Source organism: Mesorhizobium sp. B3-1-6 (assembly GCF_006439555.1).
Classification (GTDB): Bacteria; Pseudomonadota; Alphaproteobacteria; order Rhizobiales; family Rhizobiaceae; genus Mesorhizobium.
In genome coordinates, this window is record NZ_VFTM01000001.1 from 319,464 (window position 1) to 342,517 (window position 23,054).

Consider the following 23,054-nt stretch of genomic DNA (forward strand, 5'->3'; position numbering starts at 1 on the left):
GGCGGATCCCGAATTTAATCCGCAACCACAGCCGGCTGCATGCGTTCGCCAGATATCACGATCTGTTTCACGCTGGAAAATGCCATGACCGACGCCGCTGCAAACAACCCCGATCGTCCTCTACGCCATCGCGGTGTCGCCTACTGGTGGAGAGGGCTGGTCGGCATCCTATTGGTCGTTCTCGGCCTGCTGATCGGCTGCGGTGGCGCCTGGCTCGTCGCGCTCGGCGGCTCCTGGTATTATCTGCCCGCCGGCATTGCATTGCTGCTCGCGGGCATTCTGCTGCTCGCAGGAAATATGGCCGGTGTCTGGCTTTACGTCCTGACATGGCTCGCAACGCTTGCCTGGGCCTATTGGGAGGTCGGTCTCGACGGCTGGGCGCTGATGCCGCGCGTCTTGGCTCCCACGATCATCCTCATCTTCGTCCTGCTTGCCGTTCCGGCCTTCCGCGACATCGGCAGCCGAGGCAGCAGGAACGCCGCCTATGTGACAAGCCTGCTGCTGCCGGTCATTGCGCTGGGCGCGTTCGGCTTCCTGCACATCGATGCCTTGGCGCAGTCACCGGCGCAACCGCCGGCGCCTGCCGCGCAGCCCGCGCCGAACGGAACGTCGGCCTCGACGGACACCGCGACCCATCAGGCCGGCAATGACTGGCCGGTCTATGGCGGATCGGAACTGGGGAAGCGCTATTCGCCGCTGAACCAGATCACCGCGGCCAATGTTTCCAAGCTCGCCCGCGCCTGGTCCTTCCACACCGGCGACATGCCGAACGAAGCGACCAAGGACCTCTACTCGCCCGAAAACACGCCGCTCGAGATCGGCGGCCATCTCTATGCCTGCTCGGCCAAGGACATCATCATTTCCGCCGATGCCCGCAGCGGCAAGGAAGAATGGCGTTACGACCCGAAGGTCCCCGACGACGCCATACCCTATGGCGCGAGCTGTCGCGGTGTTGCCTATTTCGCCGTGCCGGGCGCCAAGGCGGATCAAGCCTGCGCGACAAGGCTTCTCATCGGAACACTGGACGCGCGCCTGATCGCCATCGATGCCAAGACCGGCAAACCCTGCACGGACTTCGGCCAGCAGGGCGTCGTCGACCTCACGCAAGGCATCGGCGAGACGGTCCCCGGTTGGTATTCTGTCACCGCGCCGCCAACCATCGTGCGCGGTATCGCGGTCGTCGGTGCGCAGGTCAAGGATGGCCAGGCCGAGAACGCGCCTTCGGGCGTCGTCCGCGGCTATGACGCCACCACCGGCAAGCTCGCCTGGGCATGGGACATGGGACATCCCGATCGGGCGGGCGCGCCACCTGCCGGCGATACCTACACGCGTGGCACCCCGAACATGTGGACCGTCGCGGCCGCCGATCCGCAACTCGGCTATGTCTACCTGCCGCTCGGCAATGCCGCCGTCGACTACTATGGTGTCGATCGCAAGGATTTCGAGAACCAGTTCAACTCATCGATCGTCGCCATCGACGTCACGACCGGCAAGCCGGCCTGGCATTTCCAGACGGTGCACCACGATCTTTGGGACTACGACCTCGGCTCACAGCCGACGCTCGTCGATTTCCCGACCGTGACCGGCAAGATCGCCGCCATCATCGTGCCCAGCAAGCAGGGCCAGATCTACGTGCTCGACCGCAAGACCGGCAAGCCGCTCTTCCCGGTCGAGGAGCGCAATGTGCCCTCGGGCGGCGTCGAACCGGACAAGCTCTCCAAGACGCAGCCCTATTCAGGCTACGCGCATCTCGACCAACCGGTGCTGACCGAAAAGGACATGTGGGGCATGAGCCCGCTGGATCAGCTCTACTGCCGCATCCAGTTCCATCGCGCCTCCTATCAGGGCGAGTACACGCCGCCGACGGTCGACCGGCCCTTCATCGAATATCCCGGCTACAATGGCGGCTCGGACTGGGGCAGCATCGCCGTCGACACCGACAGCGGGGTGCTGATCGCCAATTACAACGACATGCCGAACTACAATCAGTTGATCCCGCGCGAGAAGGCCGACCAGATGGGCTTTAAGCCGATAGACAAGGGCGGCAGCCCGAAAAAGGTGAAGGACATCGGCGATCCGCAGGCCGGATCGCCATACGCCATTGCCGTCAATGCCGGCTGGCGCTTGCCAACGGGCCTGCTGTGCTCGAAGCCACCCTATGGTCATATCCGCGCGATCGATCTCAAGACCGGCAGGACGCTGTGGGACGAGCCGCTCGGCAGCGCCGACAACAACGGGCCCTTCGGCCTTCCTTCCATGCTGCCGCTGACCATTGGAACGCCGAACAATGGCGGCCCGCTGGTGACGGCCGGCGGCCTGATCTTCATCGCCGCGACCACCGACAACAAGCTGCGCGCCATCGACATCAAGACGGGCAAGGAAGTATGGCACGCCGACCTTCCTGCCGGCGGCCAGACGACGCCGATGACCTATGAGGTCGATGGCAGGCAATACATCGTCATCGCGCCCGGCGGACATCATTTCATGGAGACGAAAGTCGGCGACGAAGTCATCGCCTATGCCCTGCCTGCGAGCTGAATAGGTTTGTGGCCAGGCTCTCAAGCCTTAGCTTTCCCCATCGTTGCTCCGCACTGTCGCCTGCGACGGCTCGCTCCTGTTCCTCGCCAACCGTCGGCTTCGGCGCCTGGCGAGAAAGTACATCCAGATCAGAATGAGGATGAGAGGGATGCCCGCGACAGGCAGCATCCATATGCCAATGTGAAACATTGGTCTCTCCCGGGGAGATCTTCATCCGACATGGTCAGGCGAGCAGTTGCTCTATCCTGATCGGCAGGTCGCGGATGCGCTTGCCGGTCGCATGGTAGACCGCGCTCGCGACGGCCGCGGCCGTGCCGACATTGCCGAGCTCGCCGAGGCCTTTCACCCCGGCCGGATTGACGGCGTGATCGACCTCCGGCACCAGGATCACCTGCAGGTCCTTGATGTCGGCATTGACCGGAACGAGGTAGTCCTGCAGATCGCGGTTCACATAGCGGGCATAGCGACTGTCGACTTCGGTCGCCTCGTGCAGCGCCTGGCCGATGCCCCAGATCATGCCGCCCATCAACTGGCTGCGCGCGGTGCGCGTGTTCATGATGCGGCCGGCGGCAAAGGCGCCAACGATGCGCGGCACGCGGATCTCCCTGGTATAGCGGTTGATGCGGACCTCGACGAATTCGGCGCCGAAGGCGTATTTGACGGAGTCCTCGTCCTGGTCCGCGCCATGGAACTCCGGCGTGCCGGCATAGAGCTTCTTCAGCGCCTCGGGCGTCGCGCCCTTCGGCGCAAACTCGACATATTCCTCGATGGCGCCGACCTGCATGGTCTTCAGGACGTCCTCGACCTTGGCCGACGCACCGCCCTTTGCCATGATCTTTCCGTCGGCGAGGTCGAATTCCTCGTTATGGGAACCGGCCAGCGGACCACCCTCGGCGGTCGCGGCGGCATAGAGCTTGGTGCGGATCGCGTCGCATGCCTTGAGCACCGCCGAGCAGACACTGGCCGTGGAGATCGACCCGCCCGAGACCGGAGCCGGAGGCAGGCTGCTGTCGCCCATTTCGACGCTGATCTTGTCGATGCCGACGCCGAGGCGCTCCGACGCCATCTGAGCGGCCACGGTGCGCACGCCGGTGCCGATCTCGTGCGAACCGCATTGCACCCGAACTTCGCCGTCAGCTGTGAGGCGCACGCGTGCCGCGCATGGCGCTACCGCTGTCGGATAGATGGCCGTGGCGCAGCCCATGCCGATCAGCCAGTCGCCGTCGCGCATCGCGCCGACCTTGGGATCTCGCTTGGCCCATCCGAACGCATCCGCCGCCTGATCGTAGCATTGGGTCAGCGAGCGGCTGGAGAACGGTTTCTTGCCGATCGGCTCCGTCTTCGGCTCATTGATGCGACGGAACTCGACCGGATCCATGCCGAGCGCCACCGCCATTTCGTCCATGGCGTTCTCCAACGCGTAGACGTACGGGGTTTCGGGTGGCGAGCGCATATAGCCAGGCGTGTTGCGGTCGGCCTGCACCAGCGAGACATGCGTCAGCACCGAACCGTAGTCATACATCCGGCCAGTCGCCGAGGTGCCGCCGACGACATAAAGGTCCGGCCGCGACGTAACCTCCCAGCCCTCATGCGCGAAAGCGGTGATGCGGCCGTCCTTGCCGGCGCCGATGCGGATGCGGTGCCGCGTTTCGGCCCGATAGGTCTGAATGCCGAAAGCCTGCATGCGGCTGGTCACGCAACGCACCGGACGTCCGAGCCGCTTGGCGGCAACGGCCACGATCGCGGTGCGAGGCGTCATCGGTCCCTTCGAGCCGAAGGCGCCGCCGATGAAAGGGCTGACGATGCGCACCTTGCCGGGATCGATCTTCAATTGCCGGGCGAGCTCGACTTTCCAGCCGGTGACGTTCTGCGAGGCCTCGTGCACGACAAGCTGGTCGCCTTCCCAGAACGCGGTCGTTGAAAACAACTCGATCGGATTGTGGTGCTGGGTAGGCGTCGAATAACGCTGGTCGATCTTGACCGCTGCGGCGGCGTAAGCCGCGTCGAAATCGCCTGCCTTGACGTCCTCCTTGAACAATGGGCTCTTGCCGGCCGCCGGGACGGTTTTCGTGCCGGGGCTGTCGAAGCTCGCGGTTGGCTTGTCGTCCTCATACTCGGCGCGGATCAGCTGCGCCGCCTCTTCAGCCGCTTCGAAAGTCTCGGCGACGGCAAGCGCGATGATCTGCCCGTCATGGAAGATCGTACGGTCGTGCAATGGGCCGATCGAGGTGGCGCCGGAATTGCCGAATTTCGGTTTGTCGACCTTGTCCATGTCGCCATAGGTGATGATGTCGAGCAGGCCGGGCACCGCGCGGGCTTTGTCCAGATCGAGCTTCGTCACCTTGCCTCTGGCGATGCTGCTGGCGGCCAGCGCGCCATAGGCGATGTTGGCGGTGGGCAAGTCGGCGGGATAGTGCGCCTGACCGGTGACTTTCAGGCGCGCATCGACCCGCGGCAGCGGTGCGCCCTGGTTCTCTTTGGGTCTTGGAGCAGCTGTGTCCATGGTCACACCTCCATGTCGCGGGCTTCGAGCAGCGCGCGCACCAGCGTTCGCTTGCCGAGTTCGATCTTGAATGCGTTGTGCTGGCGCGGTTGTGCTTCGGCGAAGGCGGCATCCGCCGCAACTCCTGCCGATGCCTCGTCCAGCTTCTTGCCTTGCAGGGCTTCTTCGGCCGCGCGGGCGCGCCAAGGCACCGTCGCCACGCCGCCCAACGCGATGCGCGCTTCACGAACATTGTCGTCGTCGAGATCCAGCGCAATGGCGGCTGAAGCCAGCGCAAAGGCATAGGATTCGCGGTCGCGAATCTTCAGATAGAGCGAGCGCCGCGCCCACGGAATAGCGGGTACTTCGATGGCGCTGACGATCTCGTCTGCTGCAAGGTCGGTCTCGATATAAGGCGTGTCGCCGGGCTGCCGATGCAACTTCGCGAATGGCAGCTTTCGCGTCCCGCGCAAGCCTTCGGCATGAACGACGGCATCGAGCGCGATCAGCGCCTGGGCGAAATCGCCGTGATAGGTGGCGATGCAGGCGTCGCTCGCGCCGAGCACCGCGTGCTGCCGATTGAAACCTTCCATTGCCGCGCAACCCGAACCGGGCACGCGCTTGTTGCAGTGCCAGGACGTCTCGCGAAAATATTCGCAGCGCGTGCGCTGCAGGATATTGCCGGCGAGGCTCGCCATGTTGCGGATCTGGCCGCTCGCGGCCAGCCGCAGGCTGTCGGCAATGACCGGATAGCGGCGCTTGACCTCCGCATGGTCGGCGGCCTCGCCCATCCGTACCAGGGCGCCGAAGCGGATACCATTATCGGTGACCCGGATTTGCCTGAGACCAGGGTCGGCAAGCCGGTTGAGGTCGAGCAGCCGGTTCGGCTCGGCAACGCCGAGCTTCATATAGTCGGCAAGATTGGTGCCGCCGGCGATGAACTGCGCATTCGCGCGTGTCGGCTGGTCGTCGTTGGTGGTGAAGCGTGAGGCGATCGCGACCGCAGCGGAAATGTCGGTCGGCTGTTCGTAGACGAAGGGGTGCATGTCACGCTCCCTTCATCTGATCGCGTGCCTGCAGGACAGCGGCGACAATGTTGGGATAGGCGGCGCAGCGACAGATGTTGCCGCTCATATATTCGCGGATGTCATCTTCGGATTCCGCGTGACCCTCATTCACGCAGCCGATCGCCGACAGGATCTGTCCCGGCGTGCAATAGCCGCACTGGAAAGCATCATGGTCGATGAAGGCCTGCTGCATCGGATGCAACTTGCCATCGCTGGAGGCGAGCCCTTCGACCGTCGTGATGTCCTTGCCGTCGTTCATCACGGCGAAGCTCAGACAGGACAGCACGCGCTTGCCGTCGACCAGCACCGTGCACGCGCCGCATTGGCCATGGTCGCAGCCCTTCTTGGTGCCGGTCAGTCCGACATGGTCCCGCAACGCATCGAGCAGGCTGGTTCTCGTATCGAGCGACAGCTCATAAGCCTGCCTGTTGATCCGCAACGACGTGACGGCCGGTTGCCTCAGTTTCGGCTGGGCTGCGCTCGGCGCTTCGGCCCGTGCATGCGAAGCAAGCAAAGGCGCAGTGGCGGCCGCCGACACCGAACCTGCCATGAAACGCCTTCGACTGAGACCATTATTGGATAGGGCTGAGGGCTGGGACATGGCTCGCTCCTGGGCTGGCTGGGTCCGTGCGCTAACCTTTCAACGAAGCCAATGTTCCAATTGGCCACCCCAAAACCCGTGGCACTTCACGGAAGCGTGACTCCGCCATTGACGGCTGGATCGTCGCTTGGGTCTCTCAACAGACTGGAACATGCGTCCTGATAAGGAGTTCTTGCCCAAGAGCCACCGGCACATCCAAAGGGCATCATGAAATCGAAACTGGTCGCAGAGACCCCCGGGCAAAGGACATTCGTGGTCGTGCTCGATCCGGGCGAGGAAGCCTTCGCGTCGCTCACCGACTTTGCCGGTCAGAAGGGAATTGCCGGCGCCTCCCTGACGGCGATCGGCGCGTTTGAAAAAGCGACGGTTGGCTGGTTCGACTTCCAATCGAAATCCTACCGCGAGATCCCGGTCGCCGAACAATGCGAGGTGCTGAGCGCGATCGGCGACATCGCCGTCGACGACAGCGGCAAGGCGAGCTTGCATCTCCATGCCGTTCTTGGCCTGAGCGATGGATCGACCCGCGGCGGACATCTGCTCGAAGGCATGGTGAAGCCGACACTGGAAGTCATGATCACGGAATCGCCTGTGCATTTGCGGCGCACGAAACGACCAGCCCTCGGCATCGCCCTGATCGATCTTGACGCGTGAAATCCTGCGCTACCGAAACCGCATCTTCGATCACGCGTTCAAACTTGATGGAACAACCGGACGTCTTTACGCGAAACGCAGCCGTCGAGCGATATGGCGGGTGCCTGTGCGGGAACATCCGTTACCGCCTGACCGGCGAGCCGCGCGTGCATTATTGCCACTGCGATATGTGCCGTCGCGCGACCGGGAGCGCCTTCGCCGTGCTTGGCTGGGTGCCTGTCGCCGGCCTCTCGTGGCTGACCGTGGAACCGACCTGTCGCCGCTCGTCGCCAATCGCCCGGAGAAGCTTCTGCCAATCCTGCGGTACGCCTCTTACCCTTGCCTATGACGCGAACCCGCAGGAAATCGCGATGCATATCGGGACCTTTGACGATCCGGCCGAGCTTGAGCCACGACACAATTACGGTTCTTCGCAGCGGCTCGGCTGGGTCTGCTGCGGCATCGACCTGCCACACCATGACACGGAAGAGCGATGGTAACGGCACGAGACAGCGGCTTCCCGTTGCCCTTGGACACGCCACCGATGGAAGCGCGAACGGCGGAAGTGTTGCCGGAGGGAAACGGCCCTTGGCTTTATGAGCCGAAATGGGATGGATTTCGTTGTCTTGCCTTCAAGGACGGCAAGGCGGTCGATCTAAGGGCGAAGTCGGGCAAGCCGCTTGGCCGCTACTTTCCCGAATTGATCGCGACGATGCAAAGCCTCGATGCCGGGGATTTCGTCGTCGACGGCGAGATCGTCATCGAGATCGACAGTCGCGCTTCCTTCGACGCGTTGCAGATGCGGCTGCACCCGGCCGAGAGCCGCATCCGCAAGCTAAGCATCGAGACGCCGGCGCAGTTGATCCTCTTCGATATGCTCGTCGCCCCGGGCGGCAAGATCACGCTCGAACGCCCCTTGGGCGATCGGCGTAACGCTTTGGCGGCCTTCCTGGCCAAAGTACCCTCTGCCAGGCTCCGGCTGTCGCCATCCACCACCAATGTCGCCACCGCCAGGCAATGGCTGCAAGGCGCCGGCCACGGCTCGACCGACGGTGTCGTCGCCAAGATGCTCGACGAGCCTTATCGGCCAGGCGAGCGCGCGATGGTCAAGGTCAAGCGGCTGCGCACGGCGGACTGTGTGGTCGGCGGCTTCCGCTATCTGAACGGCAAGCGGCAGGTCGGATCGTTGCTGCTCGGCCTCTACAACGACCAAGGGCAGCTCGATCATGTCGGCTTCACATCGACCATTGCCAATGAGAGCCGCGCCGCGCTCACGACGGAGCTCGAGGCGTTGCGCGGAGGGCCGGGTTTCACCGGCAAGGCCCCCGGCGGACCGAGCCGCTGGAGCACAGAGCGCAGCGGCGAATGGGAGGCGGTGAAGCCGGAACTGGTGGTCGAGGTGCGTTTCGACCATGTCACCGGCGACCGCTTCCGCCACGGCACCAGGCTCTTGCGCTGGCGGCCCGACAAAGCGCCGCGCCAGTGCACGTTCGAGCAGATCGAGTAGCCTAACCTGCCGGCGGCTACAAAGTCTGGAGGATCATGTCTTGAACGCGAACAGACTTGCGTCCGCATCATCTTTGCCGGCGATGGACGCCGAGATGATCTCGGACGCGATCTGGGAAAAGATGATCCCGTTTCCGCCATAGCCCATCACCGCATGAACGCGCGGATGCCCCGGCACGCCGCCGATGATCGGCAGTCCGGTTCCGGTGGCGCCGAATGAGCCTGCCCAGGCGAAGTTCGCCGCTGTGTCCAGTTGCGGGAACATCTTCCCGAGTTTCTGCTCAAGACGATCCGTCTTTTGCGCGGTCAGGGCGTCGCGCCGTTCTTCGTCGGTGAACTCCTCGTCTTCGCCGCCGCAGATCACGCGGCCGTCGGATGTGGCCCTGAGATAGAGGTACGGATCGGAAGCCTCCCAGATCATGGCGGCGAGCGGCCAGAGTTTTTTCGGCTGCGGGCGCGTCGCGATCGCCCATGTGGAGATGATGCGATGGCCGGTATTCGGCACGATGTCGAGCAGTTCGTATCCGGTTGTGAGAATAAGATGGCGCGCCTTGATCACAGGGCCATCTCGGGTCGCCACCGTCACGCCGAGCCGATTGTCCTTGATCGCAGTCGCTTCCGCCTGCGCATAGAACCGCGCCTTGCGTTGCAGGCTCGCGCTCAGCAGTCCGGACGTCAATTGGCGCGGATCGAGCGCCAGATTGCCATGGCTCAGAATTGCTGCGGCGCGACCTATCCCGAAATCCTCTCTCAGTTTTTTTCGCGTTAGCAAGCACGCTCCAATGCCCGCCTCGCGGCGTGCCTCCGCCTCGCGGCGCAGGTCCGACGCATCGAGCCTATTGCCGGCCAGGTAAAGCGATGGCGTATCCGCCGCCCGGCAGCGGATATCGAGTTCCGCGATGCGTCCGCGCAGGTTGAGCAACGACAGTCGCGAGCGCCGCCAAGCCTGTCGAGCGGCATCGCCTCCGATCATCCGGGACAGCCTGATGAGCGGTTGATCGATCTCGAACTGGACAAGCGCCGTCGTGGCTGCCGTCGACCCTTTCAGCGGCCCGCGCCTGTCGATGCAAATCACGGAATGGCCATCGCGGGTCAGCGCTTCGGCCATCATCGCGCCGCTGATGCCCATGCCGACGATCAGGATGTCGGTTTTTACATCTCGGGTCAGGCGGTCTGCCGGCACCGCAGTTGAGCGATAGGCAGCCCAGATAGGTGTGCCGCTTCTGAGATCGAGCTTGCGAGGCATGAAAGTTCCCGGTTCCGCACGATAAGTCACAAGGCGCGCTGCCGTTCCCGGTCGACGGCGTTCCGCGGCGAACAAGAAGCGGAACAACTCGTCTTGCGGCGGGTTCTCCAGTCGAAGCTCAGTATTGGAGAACGTCATGGACCCGCGCGACAAACAGCGGCCGGCAAAGACCGAAGAAACCGAAGCCCCGACCATCGAGCAGCAGGATTGGGACGCTCTTGAGGGTGGCAGAATCCTGCCGGACAGCGTTGCCGTAAACGGCGACCCGCAGGATGACGCCGAAGCGGAAGGAGATCTTCCCGAGGAAGATGACGACAACCCCTTCCAGGACAGCGACGAAGCCTTGCCCGACGACGAGGAGGAACGCGTCCTGTCGAAGGATCCTTCCAAGGAAGGCAGTCGTTTCGACGAGGTCTAGGTGCGGTCGCCAGCCAGTTCAGATTTCGAGCAGCGCGTAGGGCCGGCCCGTCGGCTTCGTGATGTGCATGGCGACATTGTAGACCTTGGCACCGCCGGGGGTCTGGCCCTCATAGCTGCCGCGATGCGCATGGCCATGCACAACGGCGCTCACCTTGAACCGGTCGATCGTTTCGGCAAGGCGGGATGATCCGAGGAACGGGAAGATTTCCGGCGGCTCGCCGGCGACCGTCTCCGGGATCGGCGCATAGTGAAGAACCACCAGCGTGCGCTTGGCGCGGACCTGTCGCATGGCGTTCTCCAGCCGCATCGCTTCATTGACGCTCTCGGCCACCATGGCCTTGATTGCCGGCTCGCCGAAAGAGCCGAGCATCCTCGAGCCGAAGCCGCCGACAAAACCCTTGACGCCGACAAAGCCGACATCCATCAGTTCCGTCGCCTGCCCGTCGAGGAGATAGACGCCGGCCTGGCGGAGCGTCGCCGCGATCTGGTCGACACAGCCGGATTCGTAATCGTGGTTGCCGAGTACGGCGACGACGGGGATCGAGCAGGCCCGCAGGTCCTCGGCGAGAAGCTCGGCCTCTTTGGGCTTGCCGAGGTTCGTGAGATCGCCGGTAAGCACGAGGATGTCGGCCTCGCGCGAAACCTCGCCGAACAGATCGCGGTAGGACGTCTGCGCATCTTCCTGGACATGCAGATCGCCCACGGCAGCGACTTTGACTTTGCCGTTGCCGCTCGCTTTGCGATCTGCCTTGCTTCGTTCAGCCATCGCGGAATTCTCCAACGCCGCCGACGCCCGCAAAACCCCATTCCTTGACGTCGATCTCATAGTCGACCTGCGACAGTAGCCGGCCGCGGCAGATCTTCATCCTCGGCGGAGGCAATTGCCGCTGCCTGGCGAGCCGCTCGACCAGATTGTCCAGCAGCCAGTCGGGAATGTGGTCGCGTTCACTGGGATAGATCCACCGGAAATTCAGCACCTGCATCAAGAGCACCTCCCAGTGGGTGTCGAGATAGGACAGCAATCTTTGCCAGTCGATCTGCTCATGCGCCTTGAGGATGGTGTGGGCGATGTCGGCGCCGTCATGCCGGCCCCTGTCCTGGATGAAGCATTTCGACCAGATGAGCTCGGTCGGCCCGATGATGCGGACCCGGTTGCCCAAGAGTTCGACCTGGCGGGCATTCTCCAGCCACTGGTCCTCGACCTGCATGGTGCCGTTGGCGGAAGCAAAGATCACATCGAAGAAATGCGGGCCTTCGAAGACCTTCCCCAGCCAGCGGTCGTCCTCGATCTCGACCGCGTAGCCGATATCCTTGAAATGGGCGAGGATACGCGGGCAATCGCCGGCCTTGCAGAAGATATCGAGGTCCTTGGTCTGGCGCACGACGCCGGTATAGGCGCTGACGGCGTAGGTTCCGGCGACCAGGAAAGGGATGTCGGTGGCAGCAAGTTCGCGGATCGCGTGCGTATAGAAGGCTTCCGCTTCGGCGCTCTTCAGCGTCGGCTCCGCCTTTGCGTCGATCACAGGCAGCGTCGCCAGCACTCCCGGCAACTCGTCATTGGCCATCAACCGTCGCTCCGGCTTTTTATCTTCTTCCACCTGTTTCGGTAAACAGCGGCGATCCGGTGTTGTTCCGCCGTCAGCGGCATCTTCATGGCGGTGGAGGCTGGAACATTGTGAAACCGTGCGGGTTGGAGATCAAAGCAATACGAGCCGAGCTCCACCATGAATCCCTCCACCACCGATCATGTCGAAATCCGCAAGTACAACCATCCGACCGGCGGATGGGGATCCCTCAAATCATTGATCCGCAAGGCACGCGGCGAAGGCTTGCTGATGTCGGGCATCTGGAGCACGCTGCTCAAGCAGAACAAGGCCGACGGCTATATGTGCGTCTCCTGCTCCTGGGCGAAGCCCGCCGAGCCGCGCCCGTTCGAATTCTGCGAGAACGGCGCCAAGGCCACGATCTGGGAGGCCGCGTTCCGCGACATCGGCGAGGAGCTCCGCAAGCTCGATCCGAGATCGGTCGTGCTCTACACCTCGGGGCGCGCCTCGCTCGAGGCGTCGTTCATGTATCAGCTTTTCGCGCGCATCTACGGCTCGGGCAATCTGCCGGACTCCTCCAACATGTGCCACGAGTCGACTTCGGTCGGCCTGCCCGAGTCCATCGGCTCGCCGGTCGGCACCGTGCAATTGGAGGACTTCGGCCATTGCGACCTGATGTTCTTCTTTGGCCACAACACCGGCGTGAGCGCGCCGCGATTGCTTCACCCGATCGAGGAGGCGCGCCAGCGCGGCATACCCGTCATCACCTTCAATCCGCTGCCGGAGCGCGGCCTGAAGCGCTTCAAGAATCCACAGAGCCCAGTTGAAATGCTTTCGCCGGGCGCCGGCACCAGGATGTCGAGCGACTTCTTCCAGATTCGCGGCGGCGGCGACATCGCCGCCATGACGGGCATTGCGAAGGCCGTTTTGGCGCTCGACGACGCGGCAAAGAATGCTGGCGCGCCGCGTGCCCTCGACACGGCTTTCATCGAGGAACATACACACGGCTTCGATGCGTTCGAAGCCTATCTGCGCCGCACATCGTGGGACAGGATCGAAGCGCGTTCGGGCATTGCGCGCGCCGATCTGGAGCATGTGGCTAAGATCTACAGCAAGGCATCGGCGGTCATCGGCAATTACGGCATGGGCCTGACGCAGCACCGGCACGGGACCGAGAACGTCCACATGCTTTGCAATCTGCTGCTGATGCGCGGCAATGTCGGCAAGCCCGGCGCCGGCGTGTCGCCGCTTCGCGGCCACTCCAACGTCCAGGGCCAACGCACCGTCGGCATCTCCGAAAAGCCGGAACTTGTCCCCCTCGACAAGTTCGCCGAATTCTACAATTTCGAGCCGCCGCGCGAGAAAGGGCGCGACACGGTCGAAACATGCGAAGGCGTGATCGACGGCTCGGTGAAGGGGTTCATCGGACTGGGCGGCAACTTCGTGCGGGCCGTTCCGGAAACCGGACTTGTCGAAGACGCCTGGCGGCACCTGAGATTGCATGTCCAGATCGCCACGAAACTGAACCGCAGTCACCTGATACCGGGAGCGATCACCTATTTGCTGCCCTGTCTCTCACGCATCGAGAAGGATTTGCAGGCTACCGGCGAGCAGCATGTCTCGATGGAGGATTCCACAGCCTGCATCCACGGTTCCTTCGGCTATCGCCCGCCGGCCGGACCCAGTCTGCTCTCCGAGCCAAAGATCGTCGCCGAGCTCGCCAAGGCGACGGTCGCGGGAAGGAGTTCAATTCCCTGGGATGAATGGGTGGCCGACTATTCGCGCGTGCGCGACGAAATCGAACGTTGTTATCCAGACCACTTCAAGGACTTCAACAAGCGCTTCCTGGTGCCGGGCGGTTTTCATCGCGACATCAAGGCCTCCAAGCGGGTGTGGCAGACCCCCAACAAGAAAGCCAACTTCAAGCCGCCGACGATGCTCGAAACGGATCCCGACATCGACGTCTCGCGGTCGGATGCGCTGACACTGATCACGGTTCGCTCCAACGACCAGTTCAACACCACCATCTATGGCTACCGGGATCGCCTTCGCGGCATCAGCGGGACGCGGATGGTGCTGCTGATGAACGCGCACGATATCGAACGGCTGGGCCTCCATGACGGCGAGGTGATCGACCTGGAGTCCGCGGCCGATGACGGTGTCGAACGACGGGTGCGCGGCCTTCGCGTTACGCCCTACTCAATTCCGCGCGGCGATTGCGCCGGCTATTATCCCGAGCTCAATCCGCTCATCCCGCTCTGGCATCGGGCCGAAAAGGCGCACGTGCCAGCGGCGAAATCGGTTCCGGTTCGGGTGGTCATACCGGGATGACGCTCGCCCATGAGCCCATGCGGATGAAGCTGGCGCAAAGCCCGGCCTGTGATCTCATTTGTGACACAGGAATGCAGGCCGGGCCTATCCCAAGTGAGGGCACAAAGGCCAGCCTATACAGCCAGCCGATCGGGGCGAGTGATGGTCGCTGCTGTCAATGGCCAGTTTTCGCATGCGGCGCGTGCACAGGCTTGCTCTCCGGGGAGCCGCGCTCCCTCAGCCAGATTGCCAGCAGCACCAGGACGCCCGTCGACAGAAACTCGCTCTGCCAGTTCTGAAAGCTCTCGAACCAGAATTGCCCGGAAACGAGATGCGCCAGAATGGTCTCCGCCGGCTGGTGATGCAGCGCGGCTTCTTCTGCCGCGTGGCGCGTGCTTTGCCAAAGATGGAAGACGAAGGTCGCGACGAAGATCAGGAAGAGCGCTGTTCCAAGCGAATGCGAATAGAGCCAGAGAATGATCCCACCGCGCTTTACCGGCCAGGGGACATCGGGGTCTTCGCGATGTCTGGCGGGATCTTCGTTTTCCGGTGAGTCCGCATCGGGATCCCTGGACTCTGCCGAACCGCGCTGCACCAGATAAGCGGTGAGGAAAACATAGGCCCATTTTTCCAGGAATTCGCTTTCCCAGTTCTCGAAAACGCTTTCCTGAAATTCACCGGATCCGAGAAACGAGGCAAAGGACTGGTTCGCCAAGCCATGCATCGCCCTGTCCTGTTGGCTGGCGAAATAGCCCGAGATTGCCTGGCCGACCAGACATGCAACGAAGATGGCGAAGACGGTGATCAGCAGGCCGTTATTTCGAAAAAAACGCATCATCCATAACTCCTTGATTTCTCGCCGCCTGCTCTCTTCAACTCTCGAGTCCCGCCTCCTTTTCCAATCGGTCGAGCTTCACCTTAATCTCTTTCGGGTCGGCGTGCTCAAGTCCGACCACTGAGGTCGCCGCGAAATGTTCCCGGGTGGAAATGGAGCTTGCCGTTCAGACGGCGCGGCCTATCAATGGGTCGCCTACTGCCAGCATTCGAGGATGGCTTCCACCGGCGCCACCTCGACATGATGCGAGTAGCGCTTGGTGAAAAGCTTGAGGATGTTCTCATACGCCTCGTCCGACGTGCTGCAGATGGCGTCCTCGGCAAGGATGGTGCGGTAACCCAGATCGATCGAGCCCAGCAGCGTGGCCAGAACGCACATATCGGCCTCGCCACCGCTGACGATGATCTCTTCGACGCCTTCGGACTGGAGCACGCCCGACAGTTCGCCGCTTAGCCATGGCGAATAGATCGGCTTGTCGAACAGGCGCGCCGGCGGCAGATGGACGGCAAGCTCGGGCAACAGTTCGATCATTTCCTTGCCTGCCCTTGCGATCGTCATTTGCGCCCAACGCTCATAATACTGCTTCCACTGGCCGTGGCCGTCGCCGGGATTTCTCGCGGGGATGAACCTGGTGAAGATGGTGGCTTCGGGCCGCTTGCCAACCAGCCTCTGCACCTGCGGCAGGATCGCGGGCAGCCATTCGACCGCCCAAGGACCCGGCGGCGCGAACATCCGCTGCATGTCGACGCAAATGTGTATGGCCTTCGCCGAAATCGGTGCGAGGTCGCTCAAGTCACGGCCATCAAATGGCGGCACGTTCGATGCTGCCGGAAGCAGTTTGCGACTGGAAGCTCATCGGCAAGCCGGACTCCTTGATGCGACGCGCCAAGGCACGCATCGCGCGCGCCACCGGGTACATCTTGATGCGTTCGAATTCCATTGCCTGTGCCTCGGCCATGGCCGCGCACCGTTCCCGTTCGACGATTCCGGTGAGGGAGTTTCGGCAGCGTATGCCATTGTGGGTTTCCAGTCGTGTGTCTGCGACTAACTCGATGGCAGGCGGTCTGTTCCATAAAAGCGTAATGCATTCTTGCACTTGGAGCAGTTCAGCGTTTGATAGAATCGCCGAACTGCTCCAACTCATTGTTTTTACGCAATTCCGGACAGAAAACCGCTGCGCACTTTTCTTGGAATTGCTCTAGCGCCGGCTGGAGGACGACCAGGAAGGCACCGCAACATTGGACGACGTGTCCACGGCGGCGGCTGGAGACGTCTCCCCCAGGTCTTCAATCAATGACATGCGTGCTCGGTTCAACCGACTTTTGATCGTGCCGATGGCGCAACCGCAAATGCTCGCTGTTTCCTCATAGCTCACGCCCAGGATGGCGATCAGCACCAGGACCTCGCGCTGCTGGGGCGGCAATTTGCCGATGGCGGCGTGAACCTCCTGGCTGCGGATATGCCATTCCTGGTCGCCATAGCTGATTGAACGGGCCGACGCGCAGTCGGTCGCTCCTGGCGCCTCGCGCATATAGACCTTGTGCTTTGTGTAGAAGGTGTTGCGCATGATCGTGAACAGCCACGACTTCATTCGCGTGCCGGGTTCGAACTGATCGATATGCGCTATGCCCTTGAGGAGAGTTTCCTGCACGAGATCGTCCGCGTCGGTCTTGTCTCTACAGAAGGTGCGCGCAAAGGCTCTCAAGGCTGGGATCAGATCGAGGATCGTCGCCTCATTTTGGAGGGCTGACGAGCCGGAATTCATCGTCCGCAAAAACGCCTCCTGGAGGATAGCTTGGATTGGATGATCAAGGCTAATGCGCCGCGAACAGGTAGGTTCCTGTTGCGGCCTCAATCGATGTTCAGCCGCTGTAAAAATTTCGAGCGCTGTCTTTACTTTGGCGATCGATCTTCGCCCTCGAAGCCGGGATCGCGCTTGACGCCGTGTGCAATCTCTCGCGGCTTGCGCGACATAGCACCAGCCGGCCGCCGCAGTTTGCGCATCCATTTCGGCGTGCGCTCGGCAAGCAGATTTCAAAGCGGGCATCTATGCTCTCAAGCTTTGACGCCAGAAGCCTCAAACACCGCCAGACGGGATTTAACCCGGCTGGCGGTGCCACCTTGAAGTTTTGTCAGTGCAGCTTGCCGCCGGCTTTCGCCATCCGAGCAGCCGCTTCCAATTCTCGCGCCAACTCAACCAGCCGCTCAGGGGCTGGCTCGTCCGCGACGATCTCAAACGCGGCAAGCAGTTCCCCATCGAGCGTTGAACGCTTTGGAGCCGCGGTTTGGGTCTCTATCGGGATCACGGTGTGTCGACGCACGGGCCTGCTCATAACAAATGTTAACACACCCGGCGTAACCGGCAATCAAAGCAAAGTTCCCTTCCTGCCTTCCTCGGAGAATTGAGCGGCGGAGCCGGGCGGCCTGTCATTCCGCCGCCATGGCATTGACCTTGCGCTCGGCAATTTCCGACAGCTTGTCGTCAGCCGCTTTCTCTTCCTTGAGGGTCTCGGCCAGGACAGCGGCGCAGTCGTTTCGGCCGAGTTGCTTGGCCCACGCTATCAGCGTTCCATAGCGTGTCATTTCGTAGTGCTCGACGGCTTGAGCCGACGCGATCAAAGCAGCGTCGAGAACCTCCTTGTCGTCGACATCAGCGCTGACATCATCAGCCTCCTCGAGAATGCCGTCGATCGCAGGGCAATCGACCGCCTTAATCTTCTGGCCGTGCATCTCGAAGACCTCTTCGACCCGCGCGACATGGCCCTCCGTTTCGCGAAGATGCTTCTCGAACCCAGCCTTCAAATTGCCGTCTGAAGCCTTCTCGATCATCTTTGGCAGCGCTTTTAGGATCTGCTGCTCCGCATAGTAGATGTCCTGAAGCGTATGAACGAACAGGTCGTCCAACGTTTTGATGTCCTTCGAGAAAAAACCCATGATGGCCGCCTTTCGTTTGTGACCGCAATTGCTGGACTTCCAGACTGTGATGAGCCCGGAAGCCGCCTAATCGCGAGGTCTGCTGAATGTTCCCTAGGCTCGATTGAGCGATTGGCTCGGCCATAAGGAGTCACAAGCCGGGTTCGCAGGCGGACGAGATGGCCCGGCGCCGGCCTTTGCCAAGCCCTTCGTAACGATTGATAAAATAACGACAATGGAGCAGTTATGGGGAAGGTCGCCGCCAAGCGACGCTCGGCATGATTGATCCGCGGGTGAGTCGCGGGCGTAATGTGAAGGCGCCGCGCCTCCGCCCAGCGAGCGAAACAAGCTCTCCGTCTGACTTTACCCGCTCGACCAGAGGTCTGGAATGCCATAAATCCCAGAAATTTCGCCATTATACTTGACAACTCGATTACGCTTCAGATGATTTGAATTGATGGGGAGATTACTCTTCGTATTTTATTGATTTATCTTTAGCTGCAGTCATGAAAAGATGACTTGAACCGAACTGTTCTCCTCAAGTCCAAGTTGCCCAAATTCGACGCCGATGCCGGAAGATTTGACGCCCCCGAACGGTGCGTTCGGCTGGATGGCGCCGTGCTTGTTGATCCAGACCGAGCCGCATTCGAGGTGCGATGCGATCCGTTTGGCTTCCCTGACATCCCTGCACCATACCGAGCCACCAAGGCCGTTCACACTGTTGTTGGCCTCTCGGATCGCATCGTTGACGTCGGCATAGCGGATGATCGGCAGGACGGGGCCGAACTGCTCCTCATCGACCAATGGATCCCCATTGGCGAGGCCGGAGACAAGGGTGATCGGATAGAAGTGGCCTGGGCCTTCCTTGGCGCTTCCGCCGAGCAGAACTTTCCCGCCACGCGCCTTGGCGTCTTCCACCAGCCGCGTCACCTTGTCGAACTGGGCCCTGTTCTGGATTGGCCCCAGCAAGTTGGCCTCGTCCATGCCGTCGCCCATCGTCACCTTTGCGGCAAAGGAAACCAGGTTCTCGCAGACTGCGTCATGAACGTCGGCGTGCACATAAAGCCGTTTCATGGCAGCGCAGGTCTGTCCGCTGTTGATGAAGGCGCCCCAAAAAAGCCCTTCGGCAATCGCGACCGGATCGACATCTGGAAGGACGATGCCCGCGTCGTTGCCTCCAAGTTCGAGAGTCAGGCGCTTGAGCGTATCAGAGGCCGACCGCATCACCTTCTTGCCGGTCGATGTCGAGCCCGTGAAGACAAGCTTGCTGATGCCGGCATGTTCGGAGATCAGGTGGCCGACATTGTCCTGGCCGGCGACGACGTTGACCACGCCAGCCGGCAGGCACCCGTTAAGAATTTCGACCATACGGATGGTTGACAGCGGCGTGTAGGGCGACGGCTTGACGACGACGGTATTGCCAGCGCGGATCGCCGGCATGATATGCCAGCAAGCAATCATCAGCGGCCAGTTCCAGGGGGTGATAGAGCCGACCACGCCGAGCGGCTTTCGATGGAGCTCGACGCGGCCTTCATCGTTGTCCTGAAGGATTTGCACCGGAAGTTCGAGGTCCGCGGTGTAACGGGTCCAGGCCATGGCGCCTGCGAGTTCGAAGCGTGAGCCCATCCCGCCAAGCGGCTTACCCTGTTCCAGGGTCAGCAGTGTCGCGAGCTCTTCCAGATGCTTTTCGATGGCATTGGCGGCATCATGAACGGCCTTCTTGCGGACTTCATTCGACGTCCTGCTCCAGCCTTCGAACGCCGCCCGCGCCGCCGAGACTGCGTTGTCGATATCCGTTTTCTCTGCCTCAGGAGCTCTGCCTGCGATCGCCGCCGTCGACGGGTTGTACACGTTGAAATGGTTGCGCGCCGTAACCTGCACGCCGTTTATGATGTGACAGAAATCGTTCATCGCTCTCTCCCGGGTACGATGCCTGTGCGCTCAGGACGATTTGCCAACGAACGGAACCGTGGTGACCTCGGCCTTCACGACGCCGAGCGGGTGGCTGACTTCGATCACATCGCCGACTTCGACCGAGGCATCGACCAGCGCGATACCGAGGCTGCGGTCGAGCGCGAATGAGTGCGCCGCCCATCGCACGACGCCGGGATTGCCTCTCGCGTCCTTGGCATCCCAGAACCACTCCATGCGCGGAACCGGTCCTTCGATGAACAGGCCAACCGACTTGCGCCTGACGCCATCGGCCCTGATCCGTTTCAGCGCATCCTTGCCTATGAAATCGGCCTCGACGTCGAGATGGACGAATTTGTTGCCAAGATCCTCAAGCGCGTTCATGCCCGAATTGGTGTAGTAGCTGATGTCGGTCACGCCCCGCTCGAGCGCGCGGAAGATGTTGGGGCCCATGACCATGATATCGTAAGGCTCGCCCGCTTTCTTGACCGCGTCCCAGATGTCGGTCGCGCCCACGGACGACAGGGGATAGATTTCGAAGCCTTCGCCGCTGCTCCAGCCCGTGCGCGAAACGACCACATCCTTGCCGAGCACCGTTGTCCGCATGCATGTGTAGTTCTTCAACTCCCAGACCGGGTCCGCGCATATCGCCTTCATGACCTCGATGGAGAGCGGGCCCTGAATCTGCATGGGGGCGATGTCCGGTTCGGACACTTCCACCTTCCAGTCCGAGCCCATCACGATGCCGCGCGCCCAAAGCGTGATGTCGGTGTTTCCGTGCGAGATCCAGATCGTGTCTTCCGATGGACGCAGCACGACCGGATCGCACAAGCAGATACCGTTCTCGTCGGTCAGCAATGTGTAACGGCATTGGCCGACCTTCATGGTGGACATGTCCCGGCATGACAGATAGTCCATGAACCGCAGCGCGTCGGGACCCTTGAGCTGGGTCTGCCGCTCAAGGCCGACATCCCACAGCGTAACGCCATTGAGAAGGGTGTCGTATTCCTGGAAGGGCATTCGCCCGTAGATCATCGGGAAATGCATGTTGTTGTAGACCATCCACTCCATGCAGCCCTCTTCCACGGACTTACCGAAATAGGGCGAGAGTCGATTGACGGTGAAGACCCGCTGGCGCTCTTCGGGGAAGATCGGTCGGCGGTCCAGGTACTCCGTAAGCCGCTTGATCTTGCCGTCGACGAGCGTGATCTCGCCGACCATGCGAAAATCGACGCGATGCGGCGTGCCATCAAGCTTGCCGCCGGTCCCGACAACCTCTGCGGAGTAGTTGGCCTCAACAAAACCGGTCGCACCGGCGTCGATCGCCGCAGTGACCTCCACCTGTATGTTCTTTTGGCTGAGGGCCGCCTGCCGCATCTCCTTTTCGATGCTGGCGCGGCCTTTAGCCGGCTTGTCGGCCATGGGTACGATGAACTCCCCATCATCGGTGAACATTGAAGCGATCGCCTCGGCATCGCCGGCGATGAAATGGTCGCAATATCTGCGGAACGCTTGTGTGGGGGTCATGGCTATTGGTGCTTTCGATGCGTTTTCGACGTGAAAAGTGCGGGAGCCTAAAGGATCGCCTTGTCTGACCAGAGGCGCTGATTGCGGCCGTCCATATAGAGACTGAGACGCATCAGGCGCTCCGAATCGACTTCCGCAACAACGGCGACGGGATGCACGTGCTGGACGCCGCCCCGCTCCGTTTTCAGCCTGCCGCTTGCAATGGCAACGATATCGTTGACCGCTGGCTCAGACAGTTCGAAGCGTGACGAAGAGACGGCCTCGAAAATCGCTTCATGACCGCGGCGCAGTTCTGTCTGTCCGAACAGCCGGTTCGGCTTCAGCATGGGAATCTCGACGAGTCCGCCATTGGAAAACAGCTCCATGATCGCGCCAATATCCTTCCGCGCGAAGGCGCGCACGTAGGCTTGCAGCGCGTCTCCGGGGTTGGAAAAAGCTTCTGTCTTCACAGCCATCCAGCGTTCCTCGCTATCTTCTTGCGGCGCGCAATTGCGACGCTCTCGGGTCTTGACTAAGCTATGGAGAAGACAGGCAAAATGCATGATGACCCCAGTACCCATGCGCCGTTTGTCGGAGGAACCACGACCTATGCGGAAGGAGGCTTTTTCAGACGCGGGCGTGTACGCCGATCCAGGCGGGAGCGCTTGGCGAAAGCCAGGGAAATGGTGACGCGATCCTCGGAAGTCACATTGGGACTGTTATCGCGTGCACTCGACCACCGGGGCGAGGCTGACTTCCAGTTCCAACTCCTGGAAGCGTTGAGCTCCCTGCTGCATTGGAACTATCGCTATATTTTCCGCTATGGCCCCAACGAGCCGCCAGTTTGCCTGTTTCGAGAAGGCGGCGATTTTCATTCGTTCGATGTTTACCTGAGCGGTTTCTACCGGTTCGATCCGTTCTACCGGCTGTGCCTGAATGGCCCCCAACTCGGCGTTGAGCTGTTCCGCGACCACACCGTTGCCGAAAGAGGATTTCAGACCTATCACGACCTGCTGACATCGGAAGGCGTGTCCGACGATATCGTCGTCATGCTTCCGGATTCGAATGGCGCTACCCTGGTTCTCTGCTGGGATCGCGCCGAGGGGCAGTTCTCCATGCGGACGGTGCTTTTGCTGCGCACCTATCTGGCGCTGGCAAACTCGATTCATCAGACGCATCTCGGTACGCCCAACGCGAACCCGACGGCTCAAACAGACCAAGTCTCAGACGGCTTGTCCGCCACGCGCGGCGCGCCGCCTTCGCTTCTGTTCGATGTCGCGGTCGAAACCTACAGTCCTGCTAACCTTGCCCCGCGTGAACTCCAGATCGTGCATCTATCCCTTCGAGGCTATCACAATGCCGCCATCGCGAAGGCCATGGGCATCAGCCATCAGGTGGTCAAGAACCGCAAGCGAATGGTCTATGACAAACTGGACATCACCTCCGAGCGCGAACTGTTCCGGCTCTTTCTCGACCACATCATGAGTGACGTTCGGGAGGACGCCGTTTGAGGCAAGTTGAGCCGCGTCGCGCCGCAGACGGCCA

Annotated in this window: 23 protein-coding genes; 8 read left to right on the forward strand and 15 right to left on the reverse strand. The window is 61.7% G+C overall.

The features are described from left to right. Positions 1-84 precede the first annotated feature (84 nt). Positions 85-2,538, forward strand: a complete 2,454-nt coding sequence (locus FJ414_RS01500; protein WP_140640574.1) for a membrane-bound PQQ-dependent dehydrogenase, glucose/quinate/shikimate family — start codon at positions 85-87, stop codon at positions 2,536-2,538. A gap of 223 nt (positions 2,539-2,761) precedes the next feature. Here FJ414_RS01500 and FJ414_RS01505 read toward each other — a convergent pair whose 3' ends face one another. Genes FJ414_RS01505 through FJ414_RS01515 form a run of 3 tightly spaced genes read right to left on the reverse strand, consistent with a single transcriptional unit; the run spans position 2,762 to position 6,637 of the window. Beyond that, complete coding sequence (locus FJ414_RS01505) at positions 2,762-5,041, reverse strand: xanthine dehydrogenase family protein molybdopterin-binding subunit (protein WP_140640576.1); 2,280 nt, start codon at positions 5,039-5,041, stop codon at positions 2,762-2,764. A gap of 2 nt (positions 5,042-5,043) precedes the next feature. Next, positions 5,044-6,066 carry a xanthine dehydrogenase family protein subunit M gene (locus FJ414_RS01510; protein WP_140640578.1) on the reverse strand — a complete coding sequence of 341 codons (1,023 nt, stop codon included), beginning with the start codon at positions 6,064-6,066 and terminating at the stop codon, positions 5,044-5,046. 1 nt (position 6,067) lies between these two features. Beyond that, entirely contained in the window at positions 6,068-6,637 is a 570-nt protein-coding gene (locus tag FJ414_RS01515) for a (2Fe-2S)-binding protein (protein ID WP_181175250.1), read from the reverse strand. A 258-nt stretch (positions 6,638-6,895) separates the two neighbouring features. Here FJ414_RS01515 and FJ414_RS01520 point away from each other — a divergent pair, with 258 nt between their 5' ends. The 3 genes from FJ414_RS01520 to FJ414_RS01530 are packed head-to-tail and all read left to right on the forward strand — an operon-like array spanning position 6,896 to position 8,825. Then, complete coding sequence (locus tag FJ414_RS01520) at positions 6,896-7,339, forward strand: PPC domain-containing DNA-binding protein (RefSeq protein ID WP_140640582.1); 444 nt, start codon at positions 6,896-6,898, stop codon at positions 7,337-7,339. Between the two features lie 47 nt (positions 7,340-7,386). After that, positions 7,387-7,818, forward strand: a complete 432-nt coding sequence (locus FJ414_RS01525) for a GFA family protein (RefSeq protein ID WP_140640584.1) — start codon at positions 7,387-7,389, stop codon at positions 7,816-7,818. After that, entirely contained in the window at positions 7,812-8,825 is a 1,014-nt protein-coding gene (locus tag FJ414_RS01530; protein WP_140640586.1) for an ATP-dependent DNA ligase, read from the forward strand. The genes FJ414_RS01525 and FJ414_RS01530 overlap by 7 nt, the downstream gene beginning before the upstream one ends. 33 nt (positions 8,826-8,858) lie before the next feature. On the opposite strand, the gene FJ414_RS01535 is transcribed toward FJ414_RS01530, so the two are convergent. Continuing rightward, positions 8,859-10,070, reverse strand: a complete 1,212-nt coding sequence (locus tag FJ414_RS01535) for an FAD-binding oxidoreductase (protein WP_140640588.1) — start codon at positions 10,068-10,070, stop codon at positions 8,859-8,861. Between the two features lie 136 nt (positions 10,071-10,206). Between FJ414_RS01535 and FJ414_RS01540 the strand changes: the two genes are divergently transcribed. Further along, positions 10,207-10,488, forward strand: a complete 282-nt coding sequence (locus tag FJ414_RS01540; protein WP_140640590.1) for a hypothetical protein — start codon at positions 10,207-10,209, stop codon at positions 10,486-10,488. A gap of 18 nt (positions 10,489-10,506) precedes the next feature. On the opposite strand, the gene FJ414_RS01545 is transcribed toward FJ414_RS01540, so the two are convergent. From FJ414_RS01545 to FJ414_RS31305, 3 genes are read right to left on the reverse strand one after another with little or no spacing between them, the layout of a single operon-like run. Continuing rightward, positions 10,507-11,256 carry a metallophosphoesterase gene (locus FJ414_RS01545; protein ID WP_140640592.1) on the reverse strand — a complete coding sequence of 250 codons (750 nt, stop codon included), beginning with the start codon at positions 11,254-11,256 and terminating at the stop codon, positions 10,507-10,509. Beyond that, positions 11,249-12,055: a nucleotidyltransferase family protein gene (locus tag FJ414_RS01550; RefSeq protein ID WP_140640594.1), complete on the reverse strand. Its 807-nt coding sequence runs from the start codon at positions 12,053-12,055 to the stop codon at positions 11,249-11,251. Before FJ414_RS01550 ends, FJ414_RS01545 begins: the two co-directional genes overlap by 8 nt. After that, positions 12,055-12,216, reverse strand: coding sequence for a hypothetical protein (locus FJ414_RS31305; protein ID WP_181181488.1), 162 nt, complete (start codon positions 12,214-12,216; stop codon positions 12,055-12,057). The genes FJ414_RS01550 and FJ414_RS31305 overlap by 1 nt, the downstream gene beginning before the upstream one ends. Between FJ414_RS31305 and FJ414_RS01555 the strand changes: the two genes are divergently transcribed. Beyond that, entirely contained in the window at positions 12,215-14,365 is a 2,151-nt protein-coding gene (locus FJ414_RS01555) for an FdhF/YdeP family oxidoreductase (protein ID WP_140640596.1), read from the forward strand. The two genes, FJ414_RS31305 and FJ414_RS01555, sit on opposite strands and share 2 nt — an antisense overlap. A gap of 154 nt (positions 14,366-14,519) precedes the next feature. On the opposite strand, the gene FJ414_RS01560 is transcribed toward FJ414_RS01555, so the two are convergent. The 4 genes from FJ414_RS01560 to FJ414_RS01570 form a co-directional block, all read right to left on the reverse strand. Further along, positions 14,520-15,179 carry a DUF6766 family protein gene (locus FJ414_RS01560; RefSeq protein ID WP_140640854.1) on the reverse strand — a complete coding sequence of 220 codons (660 nt, stop codon included), beginning with the start codon at positions 15,177-15,179 and terminating at the stop codon, positions 14,520-14,522. A gap of 195 nt (positions 15,180-15,374) precedes the next feature. Continuing rightward, on the reverse strand, positions 15,375-15,971 hold the full coding sequence (locus tag FJ414_RS01565; protein WP_226892177.1) for an isochorismatase family cysteine hydrolase: 597 nt from the start codon (positions 15,969-15,971) through the stop codon (positions 15,375-15,377). 10 nt (positions 15,972-15,981) lie between these two features. Next, positions 15,982-16,137 (reverse strand): hypothetical protein, encoded by a 156-nt coding sequence (locus FJ414_RS31310; protein ID WP_181181489.1) that lies wholly within the window; start codon positions 16,135-16,137, stop codon positions 15,982-15,984. A 240-nt stretch (positions 16,138-16,377) separates the two neighbouring features. Continuing rightward, a complete protein-coding gene (locus FJ414_RS01570) occupies positions 16,378-16,944 on the reverse strand; it encodes a sigma-70 family RNA polymerase sigma factor (protein ID WP_226892236.1) in 567 nt (188 codons plus the stop codon). 370 nt (positions 16,945-17,314) lie between these two features. On the opposite strand from FJ414_RS01570, the gene FJ414_RS31970 reads away from it, so the two are divergent. Next, positions 17,315-17,446 (forward strand): hypothetical protein, encoded by a 132-nt coding sequence (locus tag FJ414_RS31970; protein ID WP_281405788.1) that lies wholly within the window; start codon positions 17,315-17,317, stop codon positions 17,444-17,446. 160 nt (positions 17,447-17,606) lie between these two features. Here the strand turns inward: FJ414_RS31970 and FJ414_RS01575 are convergent, their stop codons facing one another. From FJ414_RS01575 to FJ414_RS01590, 4 genes are all read right to left on the reverse strand, one after another. Next, positions 17,607-18,113: a ferritin-like domain-containing protein gene (locus FJ414_RS01575; protein WP_140640598.1), complete on the reverse strand. Its 507-nt coding sequence runs from the start codon at positions 18,111-18,113 to the stop codon at positions 17,607-17,609. Between the two features lie 483 nt (positions 18,114-18,596). Continuing rightward, positions 18,597-20,003, reverse strand: a complete 1,407-nt coding sequence (locus FJ414_RS01580) for an aldehyde dehydrogenase family protein (RefSeq protein ID WP_140640600.1) — start codon at positions 20,001-20,003, stop codon at positions 18,597-18,599. Between the two features lie 30 nt (positions 20,004-20,033). Beyond that, positions 20,034-21,530, reverse strand: a complete 1,497-nt coding sequence (locus FJ414_RS01585; protein ID WP_140640602.1) for a nuclear transport factor 2 family protein — start codon at positions 21,528-21,530, stop codon at positions 20,034-20,036. 47 nt (positions 21,531-21,577) lie between these two features. Beyond that, positions 21,578-21,985, reverse strand: coding sequence for a nuclear transport factor 2 family protein (locus tag FJ414_RS01590; RefSeq protein WP_140640604.1), 408 nt, complete (start codon positions 21,983-21,985; stop codon positions 21,578-21,580). Between the two features lie 189 nt (positions 21,986-22,174). Here FJ414_RS01590 and FJ414_RS01595 point away from each other — a divergent pair, with 189 nt between their 5' ends. After that, positions 22,175-23,020, forward strand: coding sequence for a helix-turn-helix transcriptional regulator (locus FJ414_RS01595; RefSeq protein WP_181181490.1), 846 nt, complete (start codon positions 22,175-22,177; stop codon positions 23,018-23,020). Positions 23,021-23,054 lie beyond the last annotated feature (34 nt).